24 protein-coding genes and 1 pseudogene are annotated in these 25,305 nt (G+C 68.4%); 16 read left to right on the top strand and 9 right to left on the bottom strand.

The window, feature by feature from the left end; translation table 11 throughout:
• Positions 1-51: 51 nt before the first annotated feature.
• Together P3H15_RS29380 and P3H15_RS29375 are read right to left on the bottom strand one after the other, a co-directional pair.
• On the bottom strand, positions 52-948 hold the full coding sequence (locus P3H15_RS29380) for a carbon-nitrogen hydrolase family protein (protein WP_276140442.1): 897 nt from the start codon (positions 946-948) through the stop codon (positions 52-54).
• A gap of 3 nt (positions 949-951) precedes the next feature.
• On the bottom strand, positions 952-2,457 hold the full coding sequence (locus P3H15_RS29375; RefSeq protein WP_276140441.1) for an APC family permease: 1,506 nt from the start codon (positions 2,455-2,457) through the stop codon (positions 952-954).
• A 126-nt stretch (positions 2,458-2,583) separates the two neighbouring features.
• Between P3H15_RS29375 and P3H15_RS29370 the strand changes: the two genes are divergently transcribed.
• Both P3H15_RS29370 and P3H15_RS29365 read left to right on the top strand, forming a co-directional pair.
• Entirely contained in the window at positions 2,584-3,177 is a 594-nt protein-coding gene (locus P3H15_RS29370; RefSeq protein ID WP_276140440.1) for a TetR/AcrR family transcriptional regulator, read from the top strand.
• Between the two features lie 33 nt (positions 3,178-3,210).
• Positions 3,211-3,585 (top strand): hypothetical protein, encoded by a 375-nt coding sequence (locus tag P3H15_RS29365; protein WP_276140439.1) that lies wholly within the window; start codon positions 3,211-3,213, stop codon positions 3,583-3,585.
• A 14-nt stretch (positions 3,586-3,599) separates the two neighbouring features.
• On the opposite strand, the gene P3H15_RS29360 is transcribed toward P3H15_RS29365, so the two are convergent.
• Together P3H15_RS29360 and P3H15_RS29355 are read right to left on the bottom strand one after the other, a co-directional pair.
• On the bottom strand, positions 3,600-3,980 hold the full coding sequence (locus P3H15_RS29360; protein ID WP_276140438.1) for a hypothetical protein: 381 nt from the start codon (positions 3,978-3,980) through the stop codon (positions 3,600-3,602).
• Between the two features lie 278 nt (positions 3,981-4,258).
• Positions 4,259-5,236, bottom strand: coding sequence for an Lrp/AsnC family transcriptional regulator (locus tag P3H15_RS29355; protein WP_276140437.1), 978 nt, complete (start codon positions 5,234-5,236; stop codon positions 4,259-4,261).
• Positions 5,237-5,348: 112 nt separating this feature from the next.
• On the opposite strand from P3H15_RS29355, the gene P3H15_RS29350 reads away from it, so the two are divergent.
• The gene (locus P3H15_RS29350) at positions 5,349-6,779 is read left to right on the top strand and encodes an amidase (RefSeq protein WP_276140436.1); all 1,431 of its coding nucleotides are present in this window, start codon (positions 5,349-5,351) and stop codon (positions 6,777-6,779) included.
• The gene (locus P3H15_RS29345) at positions 6,776-8,230 is read left to right on the top strand and encodes a short-chain fatty acid transporter (RefSeq protein ID WP_276140435.1); all 1,455 of its coding nucleotides are present in this window, start codon (positions 6,776-6,778) and stop codon (positions 8,228-8,230) included. The genes P3H15_RS29350 and P3H15_RS29345 overlap by 4 nt, the downstream gene beginning before the upstream one ends.
• 6 nt (positions 8,231-8,236) lie before the next feature.
• Here P3H15_RS29345 and P3H15_RS29340 read toward each other — a convergent pair whose 3' ends face one another.
• Positions 8,237-8,692 (bottom strand): hypothetical protein, encoded by a 456-nt coding sequence (locus tag P3H15_RS29340; RefSeq protein WP_276140434.1) that lies wholly within the window; start codon positions 8,690-8,692, stop codon positions 8,237-8,239.
• Positions 8,693-8,835: 143 nt separating this feature from the next.
• Here P3H15_RS29340 and arr point away from each other — a divergent pair, with 143 nt between their 5' ends.
• From arr to P3H15_RS29325, 3 genes are all read left to right on the top strand, one after another.
• Positions 8,836-9,276, top strand: a complete 441-nt coding sequence (gene arr, locus P3H15_RS29335; protein ID WP_276140433.1) for an NAD(+)--rifampin ADP-ribosyltransferase — start codon at positions 8,836-8,838, stop codon at positions 9,274-9,276.
• A gap of 109 nt (positions 9,277-9,385) precedes the next feature.
• Complete coding sequence (locus P3H15_RS29330) at positions 9,386-10,318, top strand: DUF222 domain-containing protein (RefSeq protein WP_276140432.1); 933 nt, start codon at positions 9,386-9,388, stop codon at positions 10,316-10,318.
• Entirely contained in the window at positions 10,306-10,719 is a 414-nt protein-coding gene (locus P3H15_RS29325; RefSeq protein WP_276140431.1) for an HNH endonuclease signature motif containing protein, read from the top strand. The genes P3H15_RS29330 and P3H15_RS29325 overlap by 13 nt, the downstream gene beginning before the upstream one ends.
• 246 nt (positions 10,720-10,965) lie before the next feature.
• On the opposite strand, the gene P3H15_RS29320 is transcribed toward P3H15_RS29325, so the two are convergent.
• Entirely contained in the window at positions 10,966-13,014 is a 2,049-nt protein-coding gene (locus P3H15_RS29320) for a phage holin family protein (protein WP_276140430.1), read from the bottom strand.
• A 35-nt stretch (positions 13,015-13,049) separates the two neighbouring features.
• On the opposite strand from P3H15_RS29320, the pseudogene P3H15_RS29315 reads away from it, so the two are divergent.
• Positions 13,050-13,407, top strand: a pseudogene (locus P3H15_RS29315) (MBL fold metallo-hydrolase).
• Here the strand turns inward: P3H15_RS29315 and P3H15_RS29310 are convergent.
• The 3 genes from P3H15_RS29310 to P3H15_RS29300 form a co-directional block, all read right to left on the bottom strand.
• Complete coding sequence (locus P3H15_RS29310) at positions 13,404-14,303, bottom strand: hypothetical protein (RefSeq protein ID WP_276140429.1); 900 nt, start codon at positions 14,301-14,303, stop codon at positions 13,404-13,406. The pseudogene P3H15_RS29315 and the gene P3H15_RS29310 overlap by 4 nt on opposite strands.
• Before the next feature lie 71 nt (positions 14,304-14,374).
• Positions 14,375-14,770, bottom strand: a complete 396-nt coding sequence (locus P3H15_RS29305) for a universal stress protein (RefSeq protein WP_276140428.1) — start codon at positions 14,768-14,770, stop codon at positions 14,375-14,377.
• Positions 14,767-15,771: a 2-hydroxyacid dehydrogenase gene (locus P3H15_RS29300; RefSeq protein WP_276140427.1), complete on the bottom strand. Its 1,005-nt coding sequence runs from the start codon at positions 15,769-15,771 to the stop codon at positions 14,767-14,769. Before P3H15_RS29300 ends, P3H15_RS29305 begins: the two co-directional genes overlap by 4 nt.
• Before the next feature lie 354 nt (positions 15,772-16,125).
• Between P3H15_RS29300 and P3H15_RS29295 the strand changes: the two genes are divergently transcribed.
• From P3H15_RS29295 to P3H15_RS29260, 8 genes are all read left to right on the top strand, one after another.
• The gene (locus tag P3H15_RS29295; protein ID WP_276140426.1) at positions 16,126-17,706 is read left to right on the top strand and encodes an ABC transporter substrate-binding protein; all 1,581 of its coding nucleotides are present in this window, start codon (positions 16,126-16,128) and stop codon (positions 17,704-17,706) included.
• Between the two features lie 66 nt (positions 17,707-17,772).
• Positions 17,773-18,699 carry an ABC transporter permease gene (locus P3H15_RS29290; protein WP_276140425.1) on the top strand — a complete coding sequence of 309 codons (927 nt, stop codon included), beginning with the start codon at positions 17,773-17,775 and terminating at the stop codon, positions 18,697-18,699.
• A 12-nt stretch (positions 18,700-18,711) separates the two neighbouring features.
• The gene (locus tag P3H15_RS29285; protein WP_276140424.1) at positions 18,712-19,725 is read left to right on the top strand and encodes an ABC transporter permease; all 1,014 of its coding nucleotides are present in this window, start codon (positions 18,712-18,714) and stop codon (positions 19,723-19,725) included.
• Positions 19,722-20,738 carry an ABC transporter ATP-binding protein gene (locus tag P3H15_RS29280; protein ID WP_276140423.1) on the top strand — a complete coding sequence of 339 codons (1,017 nt, stop codon included), beginning with the start codon at positions 19,722-19,724 and terminating at the stop codon, positions 20,736-20,738. Before P3H15_RS29285 ends, P3H15_RS29280 begins: the two co-directional genes overlap by 4 nt.
• A gap of 1 nt (position 20,739) precedes the next feature.
• The gene (locus P3H15_RS29275) at positions 20,740-21,750 is read left to right on the top strand and encodes an ABC transporter ATP-binding protein (RefSeq protein ID WP_276140422.1); all 1,011 of its coding nucleotides are present in this window, start codon (positions 20,740-20,742) and stop codon (positions 21,748-21,750) included.
• A complete protein-coding gene (locus tag P3H15_RS29270) occupies positions 21,747-22,463 on the top strand; it encodes a sulfite exporter TauE/SafE family protein (RefSeq protein WP_276140421.1) in 717 nt (238 codons plus the stop codon). Before P3H15_RS29275 ends, P3H15_RS29270 begins: the two co-directional genes overlap by 4 nt.
• Before the next feature lie 121 nt (positions 22,464-22,584).
• Positions 22,585-23,922, top strand: coding sequence for a glucarate dehydratase (gene gudD / locus P3H15_RS29265; protein ID WP_276140420.1), 1,338 nt, complete (start codon positions 22,585-22,587; stop codon positions 23,920-23,922).
• Positions 23,922-24,896, top strand: a complete 975-nt coding sequence (locus tag P3H15_RS29260) for a 2-hydroxyacid dehydrogenase (RefSeq protein ID WP_276140419.1) — start codon at positions 23,922-23,924, stop codon at positions 24,894-24,896. The genes gudD and P3H15_RS29260 overlap by 1 nt, the downstream gene beginning before the upstream one ends.
• The last annotated feature ends 409 nt before the right edge of the window (positions 24,897-25,305 follow it).

The raw sequence follows: 25,305 nt of genomic DNA, 5'->3' as shown, positions 1-25,305 counted from the left end.
CGGTCCCGAGAAAGGCGGGTCCTTCGGTCACCGCGCCTCCCGGGAAACGTGTCAGCGGGTCGTGGCCGTTGGGATCGGCGCGGCGGCGTCGTGCCACGGCGGTGTCCGGATTCCGGCGCCCTCGTACATCGGGAGTCGAATGTCGCTGCCGTACCGGGCGATCTGGTTCCAGGGGCGGTTGAGTCCGAACGTGCCGTAGGTGCGGACCCGGGTCACGGCGTCGAGGTCGAGGGTGTCGACGAGGATCTCCTCGCCCGAGCCTGCCTGCTGGCGGATGATGCCCTCGGGGTCGACCACCACGCTCGCACCGACGCCGGCCGGGTCGGCGCCGTTGACGTTGACGACGTAGACCTGGTTGGTCCAGGCGTTGGCCCGAGAACAGACGAGTTCCATCTCGCGGTCGCGGGTGGTGGTGAGGGTGGGTTGGATGATCACTTCGGCGCCGAGCCACGCGAGTTGGCGTGCGGTCTCGGGGAAGGAGCCGTCGTAGCAGATCGCCAGCCCGATCCGGCCGGTGCCGGGGATGTCGAAGACGACGAATTCGCTGCCGGGTGCGGTGTGCTCGTAGGGCTGCCAGGGGAAGACCTTGCGGTAGCGGGCCACGACCTCACCGAGCGGCGACACGGCGACGGCCGTGTTGTAGATCCTGTTGTCGTCGCGTTCGTAGAGGCTTCCCGGCACCAGCCACAGGCCGGTCTCCGCGGCGAGCGCGCAGATCCGGTCGAGGTGGGGGCCGTCGAGCGGCAGGGCCACCCGGTCCATCCAGTCGGAGCGGGACTCGAGGAGGGGCGCCTCGGCGGCCAGCAGGAGTTCGGGGACCACGACGAGTTCGACATGCGGGAAGGTGTCGCGCACGGCGCGGATCTGGTCGGCGAACCGCTGCCAGGTGGCGTCCACGTCGAACGCGATCGGGGCGGTCTGGATGGCGGCGATGGTCAGTGTGCGCATGGTTCAGTCCTCTGTGACGGTCAGTCGGGTGACGGCGGTGCGGCCGTCTCGGAAGAAGCGGTGGAAGCGGGTGCGGACGAGCACCATCACGACGGCGCCGACGGCGATCGAACCGACACCGAGCAGGAACACCCCACCGATGCCGTGGAACGAGGTCGCCCCGTAGTCGGGGGCGAGCATGTCGTGGGCGCTGCGCGCGAAGGCGGCGAGCATGATCGCCGCGCCCAGCGCGGGCAGGATGCCCCGGAGGAACAGGTCGCGCGGGGAGTCGTTCAGGCGGTGCCGGAAGTGCCAGACGCAGGCGAGGCCGGTGACGCCGTAGTAGAACGCGATGAGCAGGCCGATCGACAGGATGGCGTCGCCGAGGAAGTTGCCCGAGACGAGCGTGAGGGCGGTGAGCAGGACCGCGGCGGACGCCCCGAAGAACACGGTGCCGAACGCGGGGGTGCGGTAGGTGGGGTGAATGCGGGTGAAGGCGCGGGGCAGTGCGCCGTGCGCGCCCATGGACAGGGTGGCGCGTGAACTCCCGATGACACAGGTGAGCAGCGCCGAGATCGCCGACACGCAGATGGCGAGTTCGACCACCTTCGACAGGCCCGCGCCGAGTACCGGTGGCCCGAGCGTGGCGAGGACGTCGCCCGCGTTGTCCGGATTGCCCAGGCCCAGACCGTCGGTGCCGATGCCGGCGAAGCTGATCGCGGCGAATCCGGTGAAGAGGTACGTGCCCAGGAGGACGAGGGTGGAGATCACCGCGGCCTGACCCGGGATGCGGTCGCTGTCGCGGGTTTCCTCGTTGACGGTGATCAGGGCGTCCCACCCCCAGTAGATGAACAGGCACAGCAGTACCGCCTCGGCGAAGGGGCCGAAGCCGCCGAACGCGAACGGGTTGAGCCAGGACAGGCTCGGTGCGGACGCACCGTCACGGGCGAACGCGGCGGCGCCGAAGCCGAACAGGGCGACCAGTTGCAGCCCCAGCAGCACGTACTGCACGGACGCGGCGAGGTGCAGACCGCGGTAGGCGATCGTGGTGACCGCGGCGACGAGCAGGACGGCCGTGACGATCACCGCGACATCGTTGGACGCCAGCGAGTCCAGGCCGAGCAGCGTCAGGAGGTACCCGGCTCCGACCCGGGCGAGTGCCGTCATCGCGATGAGCGTGGCGATCTGCACCACCCAACCGCCGGAGAGCCATCCCGTGTGTGGACCGAACGCGCGGGTGGTCCAGACGAACGTGGTGCCGCAGTCCGGCATTTCCCGGTTCAACTCGCGAAAAGCGAACGCGGTCAGAAGGATCGGCACGAACCCGAGAAGCAGGGCGGCGGGGGCGAGGTTGCCGACGACCATCGTCACGAAACCGAGGGTGACGGCGATGCTGTAGGCCGGCGCGACCGACGACAGGCCGAGCGCGACGGCGGCGAGCAGGCCGACGGATCCGCCCTGCAGGCCCTTCCCGGTGGGTGCCTGCGGTGGGTCGAGGCTTGTCTCGGCGTCGGTGGGGTTGGTCGGCACGGTGACTCCTGAGGTCGGATGGATTCTTTAAACAAAAATTTAAGAACAGTGTGACCTACCTGTCAACAGCTGGGCAGGTACTGTCTAAATTTCTGTATAAGAACCGGCGAAAGTGGGGCGAAGGCAGTGGCACGGAAGAAGGACCAGGGGGCACGCCGGGCCGAACTCGGCGAGGCCGTCCAGCGGGCGGTGCTCGCGCGCGGACTGGAGGGGGTGCGTCTGCGCGACATCGCGGAGCAGGCCGGGGTCACGCCCGCGGCGGTGCTCTACTACGGCGACCTCGATGCGCTGATCTACGAGACGTACCAGCGGGCCATCGAGCGCTTCAGTCAGGAGCGCGAGCGTGTCGCCGAACAGTTTCCCGACGCGCGTGACCGTCTCCGCGCCTGCATCGACCACGGCGTCGCCAGTGGGCCGGACGACGAACTGGTCCGGCTGCTGTTCGAGTGCTGGCCGCGATCGCTGCGCGATGCCAAGGCCGCGGCCCTGGACAGTTCCTTGACCGAGCGCCAAATTGCCGTCTACTACGGCATTCTCGTGATCGGGCAGACGCAGGGACACTTCGTGCTCACCGACCCCCCGCGGATGCTTGCCGCCAATTTCGTGGCGATGGAGGACGGCTACCAGATGGAGGTGCTGGCCGGGCGGCGCAGCCGCGCCGAAGTGATCGCCAGCCTTCACTCCTACGCGCGCGCGGCGACGGGTCACGATCTGGGCTAGGCGGAGTACGGGATACTCGGAGTAACGGATAGGTTGGACGCCCGTCACCGCCCGGCGCCGAGTACCGACAAGGAGTCTCCCATCAAGATCCTGCAGCACGTCTCGAGCGAGATCCGAGAGTGGGAACAGGCCGTCACGACGGTCGTGCTCCGGATACGCCAGGTCGGGGTACTGATCGACCGCCTGGGTCCCGCCCTCGACGACCTGTCCGAACTACTCGACGCCGCGAAGCAGATCGCGGAGACCGCGGAAGGGCTCGCCGTCAGCGCGAAGGGCATCGATCAGAGCGCCGAGATCATTGCCCGCGACGCGGAGAAGATCGCGCACGCCTTGCCCGCGGTGGAACGGCTGGGACGGCTCGCGGACCGTCTACCCGGGGGAGGGAGACGGTCCGCGGCCGGCCGGTGACGAACTTCGGTCGTTTACTGGGTGAGATCGAGCGCGGTGGGGTGCTGCTCGCCGGATTCCGGATCGAGGTCGTCGGCGACCCCGGCGATCGGCATCACGGCGAGGGCCTGGTCGAACGCGTCGACGAGCCATTCCCCGGTCACCTCCACCAACTGCACGTCCTCGGCGTCGGGGTGCCGCTGGAAGAACCGCACGACCCACGGGTTCTGTGCGTCCGGATCGGAACTGAGATCACCCGGCGCGTTGGTGGCGAGCAAATGGATGCCGCGTTCGAAATCGACCCGGACCGCGTAACCGGCGCCGGTGTTGACCACGGTCGCCGGGCGATGTGCAGCCAGGGCCAGCGTCGTGAGGGCGTCGGCATAACGGGTGGTGTGCTCCACGGTGAGTGGCATGAGCGATCACCTTTCGACTGTTGTGACCGTCGCGCCGCCCGCGGTCTTCGTCATGCAGGCACCCCGCAGATCAATGGGCCGGAAGTACGGACTTCCGGCAGATCACGAGAAGATCGAAATGGAAGGGGCGTCCTCGCGAACTGTGCGCGATCGCTACGCCAGAACGGAGTGCGGACACGTCGGACGTCCCGCGAACTCGGTAGCTGTGTACTCAACTTCGACCAACCGTACGGTGCGGGGCCCGGATGCGCGACACGGGGTCACCCGCGGGTGGTCTTCTACCCGAGATCGCTCGCGAGGACGCGGCTCTGTTTGAGGGTTTCCAGGATCAGCGAGCTTTCCAGCCGGTCGACGTGCTCGAGCCACTCGGCTTCGAGCATCAACTCGCGCAGGGCTTCCTTCGACGGCAGTCGGAAGTCCGCGACGATCTGGTGATCGCCCATGATGATCGCCGCGTACCGGAGGAACGGCTGACCGGCGAGCGCCTCGGCGACCGCCGACACCCGCGACGGTTTGGTCCGGATCCACAGCAGCGCGGCGACGGGCAGGCCGATCAGCGCCGGGTCGAACACCGCGCGGAACGTGAGCAGCCCGGACTGCCGCATCTTGTCGAGGCGTCGTTTGACGGTCTGTTCGGAGATGCCCACGAGCCGGGACAGTTCCTCGAAACTCGCCCGGCCGTTCTCGACGACCAACCGCACCAGTGCCTTGTCCTCCCGATCGAGGGCGACGGGGTCGGTGAATTGCGGCCAGCGGGTCTTCGGGATCCGGCGGATCTGGGCGGTCTGTGTTTCGGTCAGGATCCCCGGTTCCCAGTCGTGAAGCGTACGTATGTATTCGAGCACCGGCGAGATGTCCATCTGCAGAAAACCGGACGGCGTCGCCATTTCCTGCAGGAAGAGGCGGGACTGCCGGCGGCGCGGAGCCCAGATGTCGGCGTAGCAGTGCTGAGGTCCGGACAGCACGTAGACCGTCACGCTTTCCGGTCGGTGGGCCAGCGCGACGGCGGCCATGAGCGTGCTGTCCGGCCGGCACCGGCCGTGGACGATGAACGGATCGGAGTCGGCGGTGCGATGCGGGTCCGCCATCCCGCGGACCTCCACCATCCCCGTCTCCAGCAGCCGCGCTCCCCGGCGCGCGACCGTGCGCTCGGCCTCGCCGAGGGCGGCCGCGATCGTCGACCACGTCGCGCGGCCGTCGACGGTCAGCGCGGCGATGATCTTGCGGTCCAGGGGATCGGCTGTGTGTTCCGGCATGATCGGCCAATCCTACGGCTGAATCCTCCATACTGCTGGTTTTCATTGCTTGAATCCGACGCCAGGGTGACGCTTGGGGCCGAAACTGACGTTCGTCCCATGAGGAGCCCCGATGTCCGATCTGATCCAGAAGCCCGCACGCGAGGTCGTCCGGTTGCTGCGCGAAGGAACCGAGACGCCGACGAGCGTGCTCGAGGCCCTCCGCAGGCACGTTGCCGAGGCGGACCGGCAGGTCAATGCCCTCCCGATCCAGTTCTTCGATGCCGCCGCCGAACGCGCGGCGCGGCTGGAGGCCGAGATTCCGGATCCGGCCGGGCGCGGCCTGCTCGCCGGACTCCCGGTCGCGGTGAAGGACTACAACGACGTGGCGGGGCAGCGCACGACGCACGGCTCACCCCTGTTCGCCGACCACGTCGCCACCCGGTCCGACGCGATGGTGAGCGTCCTCGAGAACAACGGCGGCATCCCGTACGCCAAGTCCAACGTGCCCGAGTTCGCCGGCGGTCACACGTACAACACGCTGTTCGGGCCCAGCCGCAACCCGTGGAACCTCGACCGTTCGGTGGGCGGTTCCTCCGGTGGTTCGGCGGCCGCGCTCGCCTCCGGTAGCGCCTGGCTGGCGACCGGCAACGACCTGGGCGGCAGCCTCCGCACCCCGTCCGGATACAACGCGACCGTCGGTCTGCGCCCGACTCCCGGGCGGATCCCGCGTCGCAGGCCCGCCATCCCGTTCGACCCGCTGTGGGTGGAGGGGCCGATGGCACGCAACGTCGGTGACGCCGCCCTGATGCTGGATGCGATGGTCGGGCACGACCTGCACGACCCGTTGACGAAACCGGAACGGCCGCGGTCGTTCCTGGAACGCCTGACGACCTTCGACCCGCCCGCCCGCGTCGGATTCAGCCCGGACCTCGGGTGCCTCCCGGTGGAGCCGGCGATGCGCCGCGTCTGCGGTGACGCGATGAAACATTTCGACGCACTGGGTGCCGACGTCGTGACGGACTGCCCGGACTTCGCCGGCGCCTACGACGCCTTCCAGGCGCTGCGCAGCCATCTGGTGGCGGCCGTGCACGGCGGACTTCTCGCCGAGCATCGCGGCGCGATCAAGCCCGACATCGTCTGGAACATCGAGCGTGGACTCACCCAGTCCACGGAGACGCTGCTGTCGGCGGAACGCGTTCGCGGACAACTATTCCACGAGATCGCGGACTACTTCGAGACCCACGATCTGCTGGTGATCCCGTCGGCGCCGCTCGATCCCTTCCCCGCGGAGTGGACGTATCCCGAACGCATCGACGGCGTGGAATCGCGGACGTACATCGACTGGATCGCGATCACGTTCTGCGTGAGTCTCACCGGGTGCCCGGTCGTCGCACTCCCGTGCGGATTCTCCGACGCGGGATTGCCGGTGGGACTGCAGCTGGTCGGCGCGCCGGGGCAGGAGGCCCGGCTGCTCGCGCACGCGCAGATGTTCGAGTCCTCGGTGGGAGTCGCGGCGAGTCTTCCCATCGTGCCGCGCCGGCCGGAGGTGGCGACATCATGAGCAGCACAGTAGAATCCGAGCTTCGCGACGAGGAACGGCAGGACGCCCGTGAGGGCTTCCTGGCCCGGGTCGCGCTGCGGTTCGCGTCGGTCATCGAGCGGTGGTTCCCGGACGCGTTCATCTTCGCGCTGCTCGCGGTGGCGTTGGTGGCCGGCGCCGCGCTGGCCATCGGGGCGTCGCCGGCGACGGTGGCGACGAACTTCTCGACCGGTTTCTGGGATCTGATCCCGTTCACGATGCAGATGGCGATGGTCGTGGTCACCGGCTACATCGTGGCGTCGTCGCCGCCCGCCGAACGTCTCATCACGCGGCTCGCGGCGATACCGCGCACCGCCCGCGGCGGCGTCACGTTCATCGCCGTGATCAGCCTCGTGACGTCGATGGTGAACTGGGGTTTCGGACTGGTCTTCGCCGGGTTGCTGGCGCGGGCGATGGCGCGCCGCACCGAACTCGGCCTCGACTACCGGGCCGCGGGCGCGGCCGCCTATCTGGGAATCGGCGGAATCTGGGCGCTCGGGCTGAGCTCCTCGGCGGCGCAGCTGCAGGCGAATCCGAAGAGCCTCACCCCGGAGCTGCTCGCGATCACGGGTGTCATCCCGTTCCGGGACACGATCTTCCTGTGGCAGTCGCTGTTCCTCGCGGCGGTGATCTTCGTGGTCAGCATCGTGATCGCGTATCTGTCCGCGCCGCACAAGGCGAACTCGGTGACGGCGGAGGATCTGGGGGTGGACGTCCACGACGCGCCGCCGCCGCTGCCGAAGCGGGAGCGTCCCGGCGACTGGCTCGAGTACAGCCCGGTGCTTCCCCTGATCGTCGGTGCGCTCGTCTTCGGCTGGCTGCTGCGGGAATTCGCGTCGAACGATCCGATTCTCGTGATCTCCAACCTGAGCACGTACAACCTGCTGTTCCTGACGTTGGGCATGCTGCTGCACTGGCGTCCGCGGCGCTTCCTGCTCGCGGTGAAGAACGCGGTGCCCGCGTGCGCGAGCATCCTCGTGCAGTTCCCGTTCTACGCCGGGATCGCCGCCATCATGACCCGGGCCCAGGACGCCGACGGCAACACGGTGGCGCACTACATTTCCCAGGGCTTCGTCAGCGTCGCCTCGCACGGCACGTTCGGATTGGTCATCGGTATCTACTCGGCGGTGCTCGGGTTGTTCATTCCGTCGGGCGGCGGCAAATGGATCATCGAGGCCCCGTACGTGATGCAGGCGTCCAACGACCTTCAGGCGCATCTCGGGTGGACGGTCCAGATCTACAACGCCGCGGAGGCGCTGCCCAATCTCGTCAACCCGTTCTGGATGCTGCCGCTCCTCGGCATCCTGGGCCTGCGCGCCCGGCACCTCGTCGGGTTCACCGCGGTGCAGCTCGTCTTCCACCTGCCCATCGTGCTCGGACTGCTGTGGTTCCTCGGCAACACGCTCACCTACACCCCGCCCGTGCAACCCTGAGCGGCGCTACAGGTCGTGGTCGCGTTCGAGGAGGGCGTCGAGCCACAGCAATGCTTCGACGAGGGCCTGCACCCGTGCGAGTTCGGTGTCGGCGGGCACGGGCGGCGGGGGATCGGATCCCGCCCGGTGCCTGCCCTGCAGGTGAGTCACGACGGCGCTGAACAGCCATTCGGCGGGCGCGGGCAGCTCGTCGTCCAGCTCGGGTGCGTCGTGCACGACGGGGACGACGCTGATGAAGCTGTCGACGGCGTCGGTGACACTGGCGGTCGGGTCCGCGACGAGGTCGGCGATGGTGGCGACCATCCACGTCACGACCGCGGTGAACGCCGCGCCGTCGCTCCCGGCGCCGCAGGTGATCCGCGAGATCTCGCGGGCGAGCGCGTGGAAGTCGCGGTCGCCGACCAAGGTCAGGAGGCGACCGCCCAGTTGTGCGCCGTCCGCGCGATCGGGCCCATCGATCATGGCTGTCCCACGGCAGGTATTCGGCGCCGCCGCGGTTACGGATGGGGAGGCGCGCGTTGCTCCCGTTCTCACCATATGGCAGAGAGGGGGGCTTGCGGCAAGGCCCCTGACGTGCCGCACAATCTTCCGACCAACTACAACGGATGGAGGTCGTCGTGACGAGCACGCCGAAACCTTTCGAAGTGCACGAGTCGGGTGCGCTCCTTCACGGCACCAAGGCCGACCTCTCGGTGGGTGATCTGCTGCTGCCCGGTCGCCGGTCGAACTATGGCGGAGGGCGGCTCGCGAACCACGTGTACATGACGCACACATTGGATGCCGCAGTGTGGGGAGCCGAGCTGGCTGTGGGCGATGGCCGGTGTCGCATCTACATCGTGGAGCCGGAAGGCACACTGGAGGACGACCCGAATGTGACGGACAAGAAGTATCCCGGGAATCCGACTCGCTCCTACCGCACCCGGGAGCCTGTGCGAATAGTCGGCGAGATCACGGACTGGGTAGGGCACTCACCTGAACAGCTTCAATCCATGCGGGACGGTTTGGCTGACCTCGAGCGTCGGGGTCTTGCCGTCATCTACGACTAGCTCCTTCTCACGCGGAACGTCGACGGGTTCGTCCGCGCCGCAATTCAATTCGGCACCGTGTTCGAAATCGAGTATTGACTCGAATGTTTGTTCGAACTAGAATCGGTGCATGGGGATCGGGGAGGATATCCAGGGGGCGTTGTCGGACGATATTCTGACAACTGCGGTCGGTGATGGGTGGCGTCTGGCCGAGGTCGAACTGCTCGACTCGGTTGTTCGTATTTCGGACGAGATTCAGAAACTCGAGGCGCTGCGCGTCAAACTCGTCGGTGCCGTCGACCATCGCTGCACGGTCGATGTGCTGGGATTTCCGAATGTCAAGATGTGGCTGGCGTCCAAGACGCTGCTCGAGGTGGGTGCGGCGGGGCGAGTCGTGATGCTGGGCAGAGGTTTGCGACGCCAGTCGGAGATCGCGGACGAGTTCTATGGCACCTACATCTCGGCGGAGCACGCGGCGCTCATCATGAAGTTCTGCGAGAGGCCGCCGAAAGGTATGCCGCGCGAGGCGCTCGATGATTGCCGAAATGCGTTGCTGTTCGCGGCATCCGGTCCCACTGCTAACACGGACGCGGTGCGCGCCGTCATCGCCAGGCTGGAACGTATCTTCGAATCCGACGATCCGCCGCCCAGTGAAGACACCGAACTCAACGAGTTCCATGCCTGCAAGACGCTCAACGGACGCATGGCAGTCAAAGGTGACCTCGACGCAGTCACCGGCGAAATGCTGCTCTCGGCATTGTCCGGTCTGTCCAAGCCGCGGCCGGCGCAGGACGGAACCAAAGACACCCGTACCCCGGGGCAGCGGCGGGCCAACGGGTTCACCGAACTGCTGCGCCGCTATCTCAACTCTGAAATTGCCGGTGAAGAGGGCGGCGAGCGGCCGCACATCTCGCTGCATGTCAACGTCAAGGACCTGGCCGACCATGCCGACCATGCCGACCGCACCGACTGCGGTGCGCGAGGAGCGCAGGGGCCTCGGCGACGGAGGAGTCTCTGTTCGCAGTCGACGGAGTGGCGTGGACGGAGTGGATGGGACCGCTGAGCATCAAGATGGCCCGCCTCGTGAGTTGTGATTCGATCTACACGCCGATCGTGCTCGACGGCAATGGCGCACCACTCGACCTCGGAGATACCACCCGAACCGTCACCAAGCGGCAGCGGAAAGCGTTGGTGGCCAGAGATCGAGGTTGCGCCTTCCCTGGGTGCGGTGCGCCGCCGTCATGGTGCGAAGGCCACCACATCGTCCATTGGTCCGAAGGTGGGCTGTCCGACATGGGTAACCTCGTGCTGCTCTGTGGATTTCATCACCGGCTGCTCCATCGCAGTGACTGGGAAATCGAGATGGGGGCCGATCGGCACCCCACGTTCATCCCGCCGCGGCAAGTCGACTGGGAGCGGAAGCCGATCCCAGCCCACAACCGGGCCGGGCCGCGGGCTTCCTGACCACGGAACACAACACACCACGCCGACTCGGCGACAGGACAGTCCCTGTCGCCGCGCCGGCATGCCATCGTCTGGTCACTCATCAGATTCCGAAAGACCGCAGACAGGCATGGCTTCCGACTCGATTGTGCCGTCTTCGCCTGTCTCGGGACGGACGGTGACGAGGTCTCGACCACCACCTACCCCGCGGGTGGATCGACCGCCTCCACCCGCGTGGACAGCCCTACCACCACCGGTCCACGCGCGTCACCGATTGTCCGCATGGGTGGAATTGTCCTGCCTCGTCGCCGCTGCGCCTGATTCCGTCGACAGATCTCGCCAGCCGACGAGCACGTGGTGCACGGCTTCGGCACCGTGCAGCGGGTCGGGCGGTGCGGGCAGGTCGGCGGGGTAGACGAGAAACGGGGTGCTCTGCGGTCCGCCCATGCCGCCGTGTGAGCCGACCTGCTCCTCGAACGCCGCGACTTCGTCGGTGTCGGGCCAGTACGCGCCGCCGACCATGATGTCGGCGACGTTGTCGAAGGTATCGGTGCGCCGCACTTTCGCCAGCGCGTCTGGGCCCATCAGTGCGAGGGGGTTCCGGCCGGTGACCTCGCCGGTTGTCACGTCGACCTGCCCGTGCGGCCCGAGCACCACGGACCCGCCGGGGGCGGCGACGAGCAGGAAAGCGATCCCGGGATGCTCGCGCAGCCCGGTGAGCAGTCCGGGGTGTGCGGCCTCGATGGCGTCGACGTCGGCGCGTCCGGGCAACTGGGGGAAGTAGACCAGGCCGAGGTTGCCGGAGCCGAGCACGATCGGCTCGCCTGCGGCGGTGTGTGTCTCCTCGGTGGCGGTCGGTGAGTGCACGCTGGCTGCGGCGTAGCCGAGCCCCTCCGCCCCGGGTTGTGCGGACACGTCGGATTCGCGCCCGTACCAGTGACGCTTCACCGCAGTCGGCTCGCGTCGCGCGGCGAGCCGGACGACCAACTGTCCTAACGTTTCCCCGTAGCGTTGCAGGAAAGTCGAGCCCTGGCTCTGCCCGTGGTCGGACAGCACGACGACGCGGTAGTCGCGATCGGACTGATTCACCACGGCGAGCAGCATCTCGATGACGTCGTCGAGTTTGGTCAGCACCGCGAGCGTTTCGGGCCGGGAGATGCCGGAGTGGTGAGACACCTCGTCGTAGCCGATCAGATCGACATAGACGATGCTGCGCCCCTTGATCAGGTCGCCGACCACCGAGGCGGCGGACACGTCGGTGGCGAGCACGGTCGCGAACGCCCGCACGAAGGGATACACCCCGCCCCGCGGCACCCGCGGCCGGACGTCCTTACGCTTCTGCCGCAGTGACTGGCGTAGTTCCCGTTGCAGTTCCGCGACCATCCGGATGAACGTGCGCAGCGCGCTCGCCGGGTCGGCGAAATAGGCGCTGTAGCCGGCACCGCCGCCGAGGCGGGCACCACGCATACGGCTGACGACGAGCACATTGTCGTGTGCGCCGCCGGTGAACAGGTTCCCGCGGCTCGCACCGTCGTGCGCCAGCAGACCGGGGATGTCGGATCGTTCGAGTTCGCGCTGCTCGTTGTCGGCGGGGTTGCTGAACACCGAGATGTGCCCGGTTGTCTTGTCGTACCAGCGGAACGCAGGCACGTTGTGGTTGGACCCGTGCAGCACACCCAACTGGGTCGCACCTGTCTGACTGCTCCAGTCGGTATGCCACGGCACCAGCCGGTGGGTGTCGCGTACCAGCTTCGCCAGCCCGGGCGTGACACCGTCGGCGATCGCGCGACGCAGCACGTCGTAACCGAGGCCGTCGATCTGGATGCACAACATCCCCGGGGACGCGTCCACGAGCGCCGCGTTGCGACGCAACCGGAACCGCTGCCGTCGCACCTGCATCAGGCGGTACGCGGTGTCGGAGCGGGACGCGATGGCGCCCGAGACGACAGAGGTGAACAGCGAGAGCAGCGCCGCGAGGACGAACGCGTCGCTCACCTGGTCCACCGATGCGACCGGCACCAGGTACAGCGTCAACATCATGATCGCGCCGCCGGCGAAGAACACCCCGACGAACAGCAGCACGGGGCCGATCCACGACATGCACCGCATCATCACCGGCCACAGCGACGTGCTGAGCAGTCCGAACACCAACGCGAGCGCCAGCGCGGCCGGGAGCGTCGGCAGTGGAGTGAAACTCGACGGGTCCAGGGTGATGCCGCCGAGGATGCGGTCGAGCACGATGAGCGCGAGCGCCGACGACCCCCAGAGCACGATGAACTCTACGAGCACCCGCACCACGCCGCCCACAGAGCGCATCGCACACCCTTTCCTCGTCTGGAATCGTAAGGGTGGTGAGCGCGACTCCGTGTTCGAATGCCACCGCATTCGGTGTGCGCTGGCTCGGACATGCCAGCGCGCTGTTCGCCGATTGCGGGACTGTCGTCCTCACCGATCCGGTGCTGACCGACCGCATCGCACACCTGCGCCGCCGCCGCGGACCCTCGCCGATCGGGCCGCATGTGCGCAACCCGGACGCCGTCCTGCTCTCTCACCTGCATGCCGACCATCCACTTCGGCACGCAGTGGCCGATCGGCCTCGACGCCGTGCGTCCCCGGTTGTTCTTCGGTCCGGGTGCCGAGTTCGTCCATCACGCCGAGCGGGCGGGGGTCGCCGCAGTAGAGCTGCATCCGGGCGGCGATCTCGGCTAGCTGCCGAACGGGATGCACAGTGATCCTGTGCAGTGCGACGCCGCGGCAGCGACGGAGAACGGCTGGTCGAGTCCGGCAGCCAGCACGGTGGGGGTTCCCCCGGTGGCGGGCAGGGAGACCACGGAGCCGTTATTCGAGCCTGCATCGCCCGCGGCCGCGACGTACACCGTGCCCGCCGAGACGGTGAGACCGAACGGGCGGACGAGCCCGGTCGTCAGGACGGTCGGGGTGCCGCCGGTGGCCGGCAGGGAGACCACGGATCCGTCACCGGCGACCGCGACGTGGAGGGTGCCGCCGGCGACGTCGATTCCCGCCGGGAGATTCAGGCCGGCGGCCAGCACGGTGGGGGTGCCGCCGGTGACGGGCACGGTGATGACGGAACCGGTGCCGGGCGTCCCCGCGCCGGCGACGGTGACGTAGAGGGTGCTCCCGGAGACGGCGACCCCGACCGGTTGCTGGAGACCGGTGACCACCGGGCTGGGGGTGCCACCGCCTGCGGGCAGCGCGACGACGTTGCCGGAATCGAACTCGGTGACGTAGAGCGTCCCGCCGGACACCGCCACGTCGAACGCGTTACCGAGGCCGGTGGCGAGGGTGGTGGGGCTACCGCCCGCGGCGGGCACCGACACGACCGAGGCGCCGGCGGTGACGAACAGCGTGTCACCCGACACCGCTATCCCGCCCGGTCCGGCGATCCCGGTGGCCACGGTGCTCGGGGTGCCGCCGGTGGCGGGCAGGGACAGCACGGAACCGGTGCCGTTCTCGGTCACGTAGAGCGTGTTCGCGGCCGGCATCGCCGAAGTGGCGGGTGCAGCGGCCACCGCGGTGGCGAGGATCAGCGCGCCGGTGGCGACGGCCGCCCGCAGGCCGAGTCGGGTGAACGGTGATCGGCGCATCGGCAGTCCTCTCGTGGCCCGTGCCCGGAAGAATACCGCCGCCGCAGCACGATCCACCGCGATTCGGCGGCTCAGACCTCCGCGGCGACCGGCGGCTTGACCCCGACGACCGGGCACTGCGCCTCGAGGAGCACGCGCTGGGCGACGCTGCCCATGAGGAGTTTGCCGACGGGGGAGCGGCGCCGCATGCCGAGGACGAGGAGTTCGGCGGCGGAGTCGTAGGACGCGTCGATGAGGTTGTCGGCGTGGGAGCGGCCGGGTTCGTTCCGCGCGATGCGGTAGTCGACGCCGGCCGCGTCCGCTTCCTCCCTGGCGGAGTGCAGTTCGGCCTCGAACCCGGCTGCCGAGGCGCTGTCGCCGTCGGCGATCACCACGAGATCCGTTGCGCGCATGCGGGCTTCGGTGAACCCGAAGGCGAGGGCGCCACGACCTTCGACGGTCGGGACGTAACTGAGAATGACGCTCATCGTGACCTCGGCTCGAGAACGGGGGTGGTCAGGGTGCCCTGGGCGAGGTACTCGTCGAGGTTCTGCAGGGTCAGAGCCTCCATCGCGGCGCGGGTCTCGGTGGTGCCGCTGCCGACGTGGGGGAGGAGGACGACGGTGTCGAGCGCGAGGAGCGCCTCGGGAACGTGGGGCTCCCGGGTGAACACGTCCAGTCCGGCGCCGGCGAGCTTGCGTTCGGTGAGCAGTTCGACGAGTGCCTCCTCGTCGACGACGCTTCCGCGTGCCACGTTGATCAGATAGCCGTCGGGCCCGAGTGCTTCGAGAACCTCTCGGTCCACGAGCTTCTGGGTTCCCTTGCCGCCTGCCGCGGCGACGATCAGCACGTCGACCCCGGCGGCGAGGGCGGCGGCCGAGCCGACGTACGTGAACGGCGAATCGGGGACCTCCCGCCGATTGTGGTACGAGATCGTGCAGCCGAAGCCGGTGAGGCGGGCGGCGATGGCGGAGCCGATGCGGCCGAGGCCGACGATGCCGACCCGCGTGCCGCTGACCCTCCGGGTGAGGGGGTAGTTGCCCTCGGCGGACCAGCGGCCTGCGCGCACGAAGCGGTCCGAGGCGGAGAATCCGCGGAGCGTGTCGATGAGCAGTCCGACGGCGGTGTCGGCGACGCAGTCGGTGAGGACGTCGGGGGTGTTGCTGACGCCGATTCCGAGTTCTTCGGCGCGCTCGACATCCGTTGTGTCGTAACCGACTCCGAAGTGCACGATGGCGCCGAGGTTCGGCAGCTGGGTCATCAGGGCGGCGTCGACTCCGGTGCGTCCGGACGTCACGACGGCGGTGACGGTTTCGCCGTGCTCGGCGAGGAAGCTGCTCCGGTCTTCTCCGAGGGGGAGGGTGAGGGCGTCGTACTTCTCGGAGAGCGTTGCGGTGAGCGACGGCTTCAGCGGCCCGACCTGCAGAACCCGCCCTCCTGAAACGGTCTGTGCGGCAGCTTCTTTCACGGACGCCTCTGCGGTCACCATCGTGCCTCCTGACGAGTGGCGACGCGGCTGTCCGCGCCGCCGGTTACCCGTACGTTAAGCCGCCCTCGGAATACCTGTCCAACACGTAAATAACATGGATCGATACTGAAACGGCATCGGTCGGCGGCGCGCTGACGTGCGCAGATCCCGAATCGTCCTGTATGCGCCGGTCAGGGGCCCGCCGGGGTGATCGCAGTCTCCTCGATATTGCGCCTGTGACGGCCCTCACGAGCCGTTTTGCGCCTTCACCCCCTGTTGACGGCTCCTCCGGGCCGCTCATAGCGTGTGTCTACCGTCACAGGCGGGCCCTCTTCACTCGCGTCGAGTACGCGACACATCCCTACGGAGGACACCATGAGCCCTGCACGTTCGCTGCAGCAGGGAACCCGTTACCGCGTCGTCGCCGTGGCCACCGCCGCGCTGACGGTGCCGGCTCTGGCCGCAGGTTGCTCGGTCGCCAATTCGAGCCACAGCGACGCCGCCAGCCCCGACACGTTGCGGATCGTGCTCCCGCAGGAGCCGCCCACGCTCGAGCCCTGCGACGCGTCACTCACCTCGACCGGAGTCGTCGTCCGCTCCAACATCACCGAGCCGCTGGTGGAACGCAACGCCGACACCGGCGACCTGGAACCGAAGCTCGCCGACTCGTGGGAGCGGACCTCGGACACCGTCTGGACGTTCCGGATCCGTCCCGGTGTCACGTTCAGCGACGGCAGCGCGTTCGACGCCGAGGACGCCGCGTTCTCGATCGACCGCACCGTCAACTCGACCATCGGCTGCGACGTCGACGGGTACGTCTTCGGCGACGACGCGCTCGTCGTGAACGCGATCGACCCGTCGACCGTGACGGTCCAGACGCCCACCGCAGACCCGATCCTGCCGCTGCGGATCTCGTTCGTGGAGATGGTGCCGTCCACCACCGACACCAAGGACAAGGTGCGCGATCCCATCGGCACCGGCCCCTACAAGATCGACTACTGGGATCACGGCCAGCGGCTGTCCCTGGTCCGCAACGACACCTACTGGGGCACGGCCCCCGAGTACGCGCGGGCCATCTACCAGTGGCGCGCCGAGGGCAGTGTGCGGGCGGCGATGGTGGTGAACGACGAGGCCGAACTCGCCACGTCGCTCGGCCCAGAGGACGGCGCCGGCGATCTCGGTGCCGCCTACCCCAACAACGAGACCACCGCGCTGCGCATCGACGGCAGCCAGGCGCCGCTCGACGACTACCGCGTCCGCGAGGCCATCGACCTCTCCGTCAACCGCGCCGGGATCGTCAAGGCGCTGTTCCAGGGCCTCGGCGAGCCGGCCGGGCAACTCGTCGGCAGCAGCATCGTCGGGTTCGACCCCGACCTTCAGCCGACCCCCTACGACCCCGACCGCGCCGCGCAACTGGTGGCGGAGGCCAAGGCAGACGGCGTTCCCGTCGACAAGCAGATCCGGCTGATCGGGCGCACGGGCCAGTTCCCCAAGATCAACGAGACCGTCGAGGTGATCCAGAACTCGCTGAGCAAAGCAGGCCTGAACGTGAAGATCGAGATGATGGACACGGCGGCTCAGCTGGAGTACCAGGTCCGGCCGTACCCGCAGAGCGGGCCGGTGATGCTGGTGATCCAGCACGGCAACCAGGCGGGTGACGCCCAGTTCACCGTCGACCAGTACATGCGCAGCGACGGTTACCAGAGTTACTTCGGCACAACTGGTTACGACGCGCAGATCGACGCCGCAGAGAAGCTCGTCGGCGCCGCCCGCCAGGACGCGTTCGCGTCGGTACTGGCGAACGAGCCGAAGGAGATCCGGCAGTTCGCGTACATCGCCCACATGAACGGGGTGCTCGCCAAATCCCCGACCGTGCAGTACACGCCCAACTCCGCGACCGGCGACGAGATGCGCCTGAGCGAGATGACCCACGCGGACACATCCGCAAACGGCTAAACCCTCTTCCCAGCCCCCGGAGGAATTGTGATGTCCCAACCGAACCCGATCCGAAGGCGGTGAGTCATGTTCGCCTTCCTGCGCCGACGCGTCTACACCAGCCTCGTCCCTCTCCTCGTCGTCCTCTTCGGTGTGTTCCTGCTCGCCCGCCTCACCGGCGACCCGACCAACCTCTACCTCCCGGTCTCCGCGACCCCCGATCAGCGCGCCGAGTTCGCGGCCGAGAACGGCCTCGACAGGCCGGTGCTGAGCCAGATGGCCGACTACCTGTCCGGGGTCGCCCACCTGGACTTCGGGGAGTCGCTGCGCACCGGTGAATCCGCCGCGACCATGGCGCTGCGGGCGTTCCCCGCCACGTTGCAGCTGGCGTTCTTCACGATGCTGCTCGCGATCATCGGCGCCGTCGTGATCGGCTGCTGGGCGGCGTACCGGCCGAACTCGCTGGCCGATCGGATCTCCAGCCTGCTGTCGATGACCGCGGCCAGCATCCCCGACTTCTGGTTCGCCATCACCGGCGTGTGGATCTTCGCGGTGGTGATGGGGGTGCTGCCCACGTCGGGCACGGGAAGCGCGCTGTCGTGGATCCTGCCGATCGCGACCCTGCTGATCCGCCCGCTGGGCGTGCTCACCCAGGTAGTGCGCGGCGCGATGGTGTCGGCGCTGTCCGCACCATACGTACGTCTTGCCCGCAGCAAGGGCGCCGGCGACCTGCGCGTCGTCACCCATCACGCGCTCCGCAACGCCGCTGCCCCGGCGCTGACGGTGGCCGGCGACCTCACCGTCGGCCTGGTCAACGGCGCCGTCGTCGTGGAGGCGATCTTCGGGTGGCCCGGCATCGGCAAGCTGATGATCGACGCGATCCTGCAGCGAGACTTCGCGGTCCTGCAGGCGGCGGTGCTCCTGACCGCGGTCAGCATCTTCGTCCTCAACATCCTGATCGACGCGGGCTACGCACTTCTCGACGCGCGTGTCCGCGAGAAGACCAAGGTCTAGGAGGCCGCCGACATGTCCATAGACAACGCTCCCCGCCTCGACGGAGCCGGCGACGTCCACCCCGGCCCCGACGAGACGCCCCCGGCCCCGGCCGCTCCCGCGCCCAGACCCGCACGGAACAAGACGCCGTTGTGGAAACTGCTCCTTCGGGACCGGATGGCCACGGTCGCGGCGGCGATCCTGGTGTTCGTGTTCCTCGTCGCCGTCTTCGGCCCGTGGCTGGTCGGCGACGCCGCGACCGATCAGAACCTGGACCAGTCCAACCTCGCACCGTTCCACGTGGCGAACGGGTGGATGAACATCCTCGGCACCGACCCGCTCGGGCGCAGCATGCTCGCCCGGTTGATCGTCGCGTGCCGCACCACCCTCCTGGTGGCGCTGCCCGCGGTCGCGCTGTCCTGCATCGTCGGTTCGCTCATCGGCATGTGGGCCGGGTACCACCGCGGCTGGCGGGAGACGACGGCGATGCGCGTCGCCGACGTCATCATGAGCTTCCCGTCGCTGCTGATGGCCGTCGTCGTCCTGTACGTGTTCTCGCCCAGCGCCGCGAACATCGTCCTGGTCCTGGCGATCACCCGCATCCCGATCTACCTCCGCACCGCCCGCGCGGAGTCGGCGGAACTGCAGAGCCGGTTGTTCGTGGACGCCGCACGCACGTTCGGCGCCCGCAGCGGGGCCGTCATCCGCAGGCACGTGTTCCCCATCCTGCTGCCGACTCTGCTCACCGTCGCCACCCTGGACTTCTGCTACGTGATGCTCGCCGAGTCGTCGCTGAGCTTCCTCGGCATCGGCATCCAGCCGCCCGACATCAGCTGGGGCCTGATGGTGTCCCAGGGCCGGACATACCTGCAGACGGCGTGGTGGCTGTCCTTCTTCCCCGGGCTCGCCATCGTCATCACCACCGTGTCGGCGACCGTGCTCGCCGCGTGGGCCCGGATCGCCACCGACCCCGCCCAGCGCTGGCGCCTGACCGTCCCGCGGTCGCGTCGCTCCCGGCTGTTCCCCACCCGAAAGGTCGTCTCATGAGTGCACCTGCACCGGCTGTCGAATCACCCGACTTCGCAGACGTCGACCGCGTCGCACTCGAGGTCGCGGATCTCACCGTCGACCTGCGCACCCCCTCGGGCACGGTTCGGGCCGTCGACCACGTGTCGTTCACCGCGCGACGCGGGGAGACCCTCGCGTTGCTCGGCGAGTCGGGGTGCGGTAAATCGATGACCGCACAGGCGCTCGTCGGCCTGCTCGAGCCGATCGCCGACGTCACCGACGGCTCGGTCCGCCTCGGCGACGTCGACCTGGTGACGGCGAAGGCGAAGACCCGCCGCGCCCTCGCCGCCACCGAACTCGCCATCGTGTTCCAGGACGCGCTGACCGCGCTCAACCCCGTCTACACCGTCGGCAAGCAGTTGGCCGAACCGTTCCGGATCCACCGCGGGTTGTCCGCGAAAGAGGCGCGGCGCGAAGCGATCTCGCTGATGCAGAGGGTCGGGATTCCCGAGCCCGAATCGCGCGTCGACTCCTACCCGCACCAGTTCTCCGGCGGCATGCGCCAGCGCCTGCTGATTGCAATGGCCGTCGCGCTGAGCCCGACGGTCCTGCTCGCCGACGAGCCGACCACCGCACTCGACGTCACCGTGCAGGCGCAGATCATGTCGCTGCTGCGGGACCTGCGCACCGAGCACGACATGGCCGTCATACTCATCACCCACGACCTCGCGCTGGTGGCGGAGGAGGCCGACCGCGTCGCGATCATGTATGCGGGCAACGTCGTCGAGACCGGACCGGTCGCCGAGGTCTTCTCCGCGCCGCAGCACCCGTACACCAAGGGCCTGCTCGATTCGGTTCCCGTGCACGCGGTCCGCGGCGAGGACCTGAAGTCGATCGGCGGCACCCCGCCCGATCTGCACTCCATTCCGTCCGGCTGCGTCTACCAGGCGCGCTGCCCGCTCGCCCGCGACCTGTGCCGCACCACCCGCCCGCAGCTTGCCGGCGTCGCGGCCGGCCGCCGCTCGGCGTGCCATTTCCCCGAGGAGGTCTGACATGTCCGAGTCGATTCTGAAGGTGCGGGGCCTCACCAAAACGTTCAAGGTGCCTGCCAACGCGGCGGGCAAGAACCAGTTGCGTGCGCTCGACGGCATCGACCTCGACCTCGCCCGCGGCGAAACACTCGGGCTCGTCGGCGAATCGGGCTGCGGCAAGTCCACCCTCGCCCGGACGCTGATGATGCTCGAGCGTCCCGACTCCGGTTCGGTGACGTGTTACGGCGTCGACCCGTTCTCGCTCAAAGGCAAGGAGCTGCTGGCGCTGCGCCGCCGGGTGCAGATGGTGTTCCAGGACCCGTACGCGTCGCTGAACTCCCGGATGTCGGCGGCCGACATCATCGCCGAGCCGTGGCGCACCCACAAGACGATGTACAAGACCAGCCGCGACCGGGCGGCGCGGGTGCGGGAACTGCTGCACCTGGTGGGTCTGCGGCCGAGCGACGAGCACCGCTACCCGCAGGAGTTCTCCGGCGGTCAGCGTCAGCGTCTCGGGATCGCCCGGGCCCTGGCGCTGAACCCGAGCGTCGTCATCTGCGACGAACCCGTGTCGGCCCTGGACCTGTCGGTGCAGGCCCAGGTGCTCAATCTGCTGAACGACCTGCAGAAACAGCTCGGCATCTCGTACGTGTTCATTTCGCACGACCTGTCGGTGGTCCGGCACGTCGCCGACCGCGTCGCCGTGATGTACCTCGGCCGGATCGTGGAGACGGGCGCGACGGACGCCGTCTTCGACCGTCCCGCCCACCCGTACACCGAGGCTCTGATGTCGGCGGCACCGAAGCTGGACGCCGGATCCCGCGGCAAGCGGATCATCCTCGAGGGTGAGGTTCCGTCGCCGCTGAACCCGCCGTCGGGCTGCCGGTTCCGCACCCGCTGCGCGCATGCGACCGACATCTGCGCGAGCACGGTGCCGCCCGGCGCCGTCGACGCGAGCGAAAGCGGCCACGTCGCCGAATGCCACCATCCTCGCCGTCCGGTCGCGCTCGGCGTGCCGGTCGCGGTCGGGTGAGCGGGGCCGAGTTCGCGGTCATCGCGCTCGCCGTCTTTCTCGCCTCGTGCATGCAGGCGTCGATCGGATTCGGGATGGGGATGCTCGCGGCACCGGTCGTGGCGCTCGTCGATCCGAGCCTGCTGCCCGGGACGCTGATCATGACGGCGACGGTCGTGACGGTGATGGTGGTGTGGCGGGAACGGGAGGCCCTGGACCTGACCGGCACGGGGTGGGCTCTGGCCGGCCGGGTGCCGGGCACCATCGCGGGCGCGGTACTGCTGGTGGTGCTGCCGGAACGGGGGTTGTCGCTGCTGCTCGCGGGCGTGGTGCTCTCCGGGGTCGTCTTCGCGACCCTGGGCTGGGCGCCGCCGCAGCGACGCCGGAACCTCGCCGTCGCCGGCGCCGCGTCGGGTCTCCTCGGCACGGCCACGTCGATCGGCGGACCGCCGATGGCGCTGGTGATGCAGGGGTCGAAGGGGGCGCAGCTGCGCGGCAACATGAGCGCGTTCTTCCTTGTGGGCTCCACACTGTCGGTCGCCGTTCTCGCCGCGACGGGTTCGGTGCATCGCGAGTCGGCGGTGATGTTCGCGTTGCTCGCCCCGGTGACGGTGCTCGGATACGTGGCGTCGCGGTTCGTGAACCGCCACCTGGACGCGTCTCGCCTGCGCGGGACGTCCATCGCGGTGTCCTGTGTGGGTGCGTTGATGCTGATCGGACAGCAGCTTCTCTGATGCAGTGTCTGCATCGTTCGATGCTCAACAAGTCTTGGACATGTATCGATCGGGCCACTTAGAGTTTTCGTTGTGAGGCGCCTCACGGGCGGCGCTGCGCTGTGAAGGAAGGTTTCGGAAGATGAGTACAACGAGCACCCCGGTCGTCACCGACATGCGAGTGGTTCCGATCGCGGGACACGACAGCATGCTCCTGAACCTGTCCGGCGCGCATGCCCCGTACTTCACCCGGAACCTGGTGATCCTCACCGATTCCGACGGCAACACCGGTGTCGGCGAGGTACCCGGCGGTGAGCCGATCCGGCGTACCCTCGAGGACGCCCGCGCCATCGTGACCGGGCGCAGCATCGGCGAGTACAACGGAGTGCTCGCCGACCTGCGGCGCACGTTCGCCGACCGCGACTCCGCAGGCCGCGGCAACCAGACGTTCGACCTCCGCGTCGCGATCCACGCCGTCACCGCCGTCGAGTCGGCGCTCCTCGACGTTCTCGGGCAGCACCTCGGTGTTCCCGTCGCGGCCCTGCTCGGCGACGGTCAGCAGCGCGAGAAGGTGCAGGCGCTCGGCTACCTCTTCTTCGTCGGTGACCGCAACAAGACCGACCTGGACTATCAGTCGGGTGCGGGCGAGTCCGACGACTGGCTGCGCCTGCGGCACGAGGAGGCCCTGACACCGGACGCCGTCGTGCGACTCGCCGAGGCCGCGCAGGCGCGGTACGGGTTCGCCGACTTCAAGCTCAAGGGTGGCGTCCTCGCACCCCGCGAGGAGGCGGCGGCCGTCACGGCGCTGGCGGAGCGGTTCCCCGACGCCCGGGTCACCCTCGACCCCAACGGCGGGTGGCTGCTGTCGGAGGCCATCGAGACCTGCCGCGGGCTGAAGGACGTGCTCGCGTACGCCGAGGATCCGGTCGGCCCCGAGGGCAGCTTCTCCGGCCGCGAGGTGATGAGCGAGTTCAAGCGCGCCACCGGACTGCCGACCGCCACCAACATGATCGCCACCGACTGGCGCGAGATGGGGCACACCATTCGCTCCGGCGCCGTCGACATCCCCCTCGCCGACCCGCACTTCTGGACGATGGCCGGATCGGTCCGCGTCGCCCAGCTCTGCGATGCGTGGGGCCTCACCTGGGGATCGCATTCCAATAACCACTTCGACGTGTCGCTCGCCATGTTCACCCACGTGGCCGCCGCGGCCCCGGGCGACATCACTGCCATCGACACTCACTGGATCTGGCAGGACGGTCAGCGGATCACCCGAGACCCGTACGCGATCGAGGGCGGCTACCTGACCGTGCCGTCGACGCCGGGCCTCGGGGTGGAGCTCGACATGGACCGGGTCGAGGCCGCGCACGAGCTGTACCTCCAGAAGGGGCTCGGCGCACGCGACGACTCGGTCGGCATGCAGTTCCTGGTGCCCGGCTGGTCGTTCGACAGCAAGCGCCCGGCGCTGGTCCGCGCCTGATGAAGATCGTCGTCGGCGACCGGAATCTGCTGCCGCATCGCGAGCTGTTCGAGTCGGGGCTGCCGTCCGGCGCCGCGGTGTCGTGGCATCGGACGTTCGACGAGTCGGCGATCGTCCCCGACCTCGCCGACGCCGGCGTGTACGTGGGTGGCCGGTTCACCGCCGCGATGGCGGCCGCCGCACCCAAGCTGCGGCTGCTGCACGTCGCCGGCGCGGGCACCGACAACGTGGCCTTCGACGCCCTTCCTCCCGACACCCTGGTCGCCAACACGTTCCACCACGAGGACTCGATCGCGGAGTACATCGTGTCGTCGGCGCTGATGCTGCGCCGCGGATTCCTCGGTCACGACCGCGCCCTCCGCGGCGACGTGTGGGCGACGTCCGTCTACGACGACGCGATCGCGCAGTCCCTGTCCATGCGTGGTGCGCGGGTCGGGTTCGTCGGCTTCGGTCACATCGGCGGGAGGTCGTGGAGCTTGCTCCGCGCGTTCGGTGCAGTGGGCTGCGCGGTCACCGGGCGCGGAAATCTCGACGCCAAGGCGGAAGGCCTCGAATGGGCGGGCGACAACACGTCGCTGCTCCGGCTCATGACCGAGTCCGACGTCGTCGTGGTGTCCGCGCCACTGGGCGATCACACCCGCGGCATGATCGGCGGGCCGGAACTCGAGGCACTCGGACCCGACGGAGTCCTGATCAACGTCGGGCGCGGCCCCCTCGTTCAGGAACGGCCGCTGTACGACGCTCTGGCGTCGCATCGGATCGCGGCCGCGGCCATCGACGTCTGGTACTCCTATCCCGATGCCGGCGGTCACGGCGCGCCGAGCGCACTGCCGTTCCGCGACCTGCCGAACGTCCTGATGACTCCGCACTCGTCCGGCGTCACCGACCACACGTTCGTCGGACGCGTCCGCGACATCACCGACAACATCCGCCGGCTGGACACGGGGCAGACGGTCTTGCGCACCTGCCGCTGAGGACGCCGCCGTCTTGCGACCTTCTCTATAGGAGTTCCTATAGAGAAGGAGTCGGTGCCGCCGAGAGTGACAGATCCTGAAGGATCGGCGGCAAAAAATCGCTGCGACCAGGCGATTTGGAAATCGGCGCACGGTTCGCGTAACTTATTCCGAGTCAGAGCGACACGGACACCGACCTTCACCGCAAGGTGAATGCCACGAGGTTGTACGAAGTGCCTGGCAAATCCGAAGTTCACCATCGTGTATGGTTGTGCTTCAACCCCGGAATGTCTTCAGCGGGTGCCGGTTTGCGCCGGTCAGTCCGATGAGATAAGCTGGAAAAGTTGCCCCGGAGCGGCTGGCGAGTGAGTCAGAAGTGATGGTGTGCGCGTGTTCTTTGAGAACTCAACAGTGTGTCGATGAATGTCAG

Origin of the sequence: Rhodococcus sp. T2V (genome assembly GCF_029269925.1) — a bacterium.
GTDB lineage: Bacteria > Actinomycetota > Actinomycetes > Mycobacteriales > Mycobacteriaceae > Rhodococcus_F > Rhodococcus_F koreensis.
This window is presented reverse-complemented; position numbering and strand designations above follow the sequence as displayed.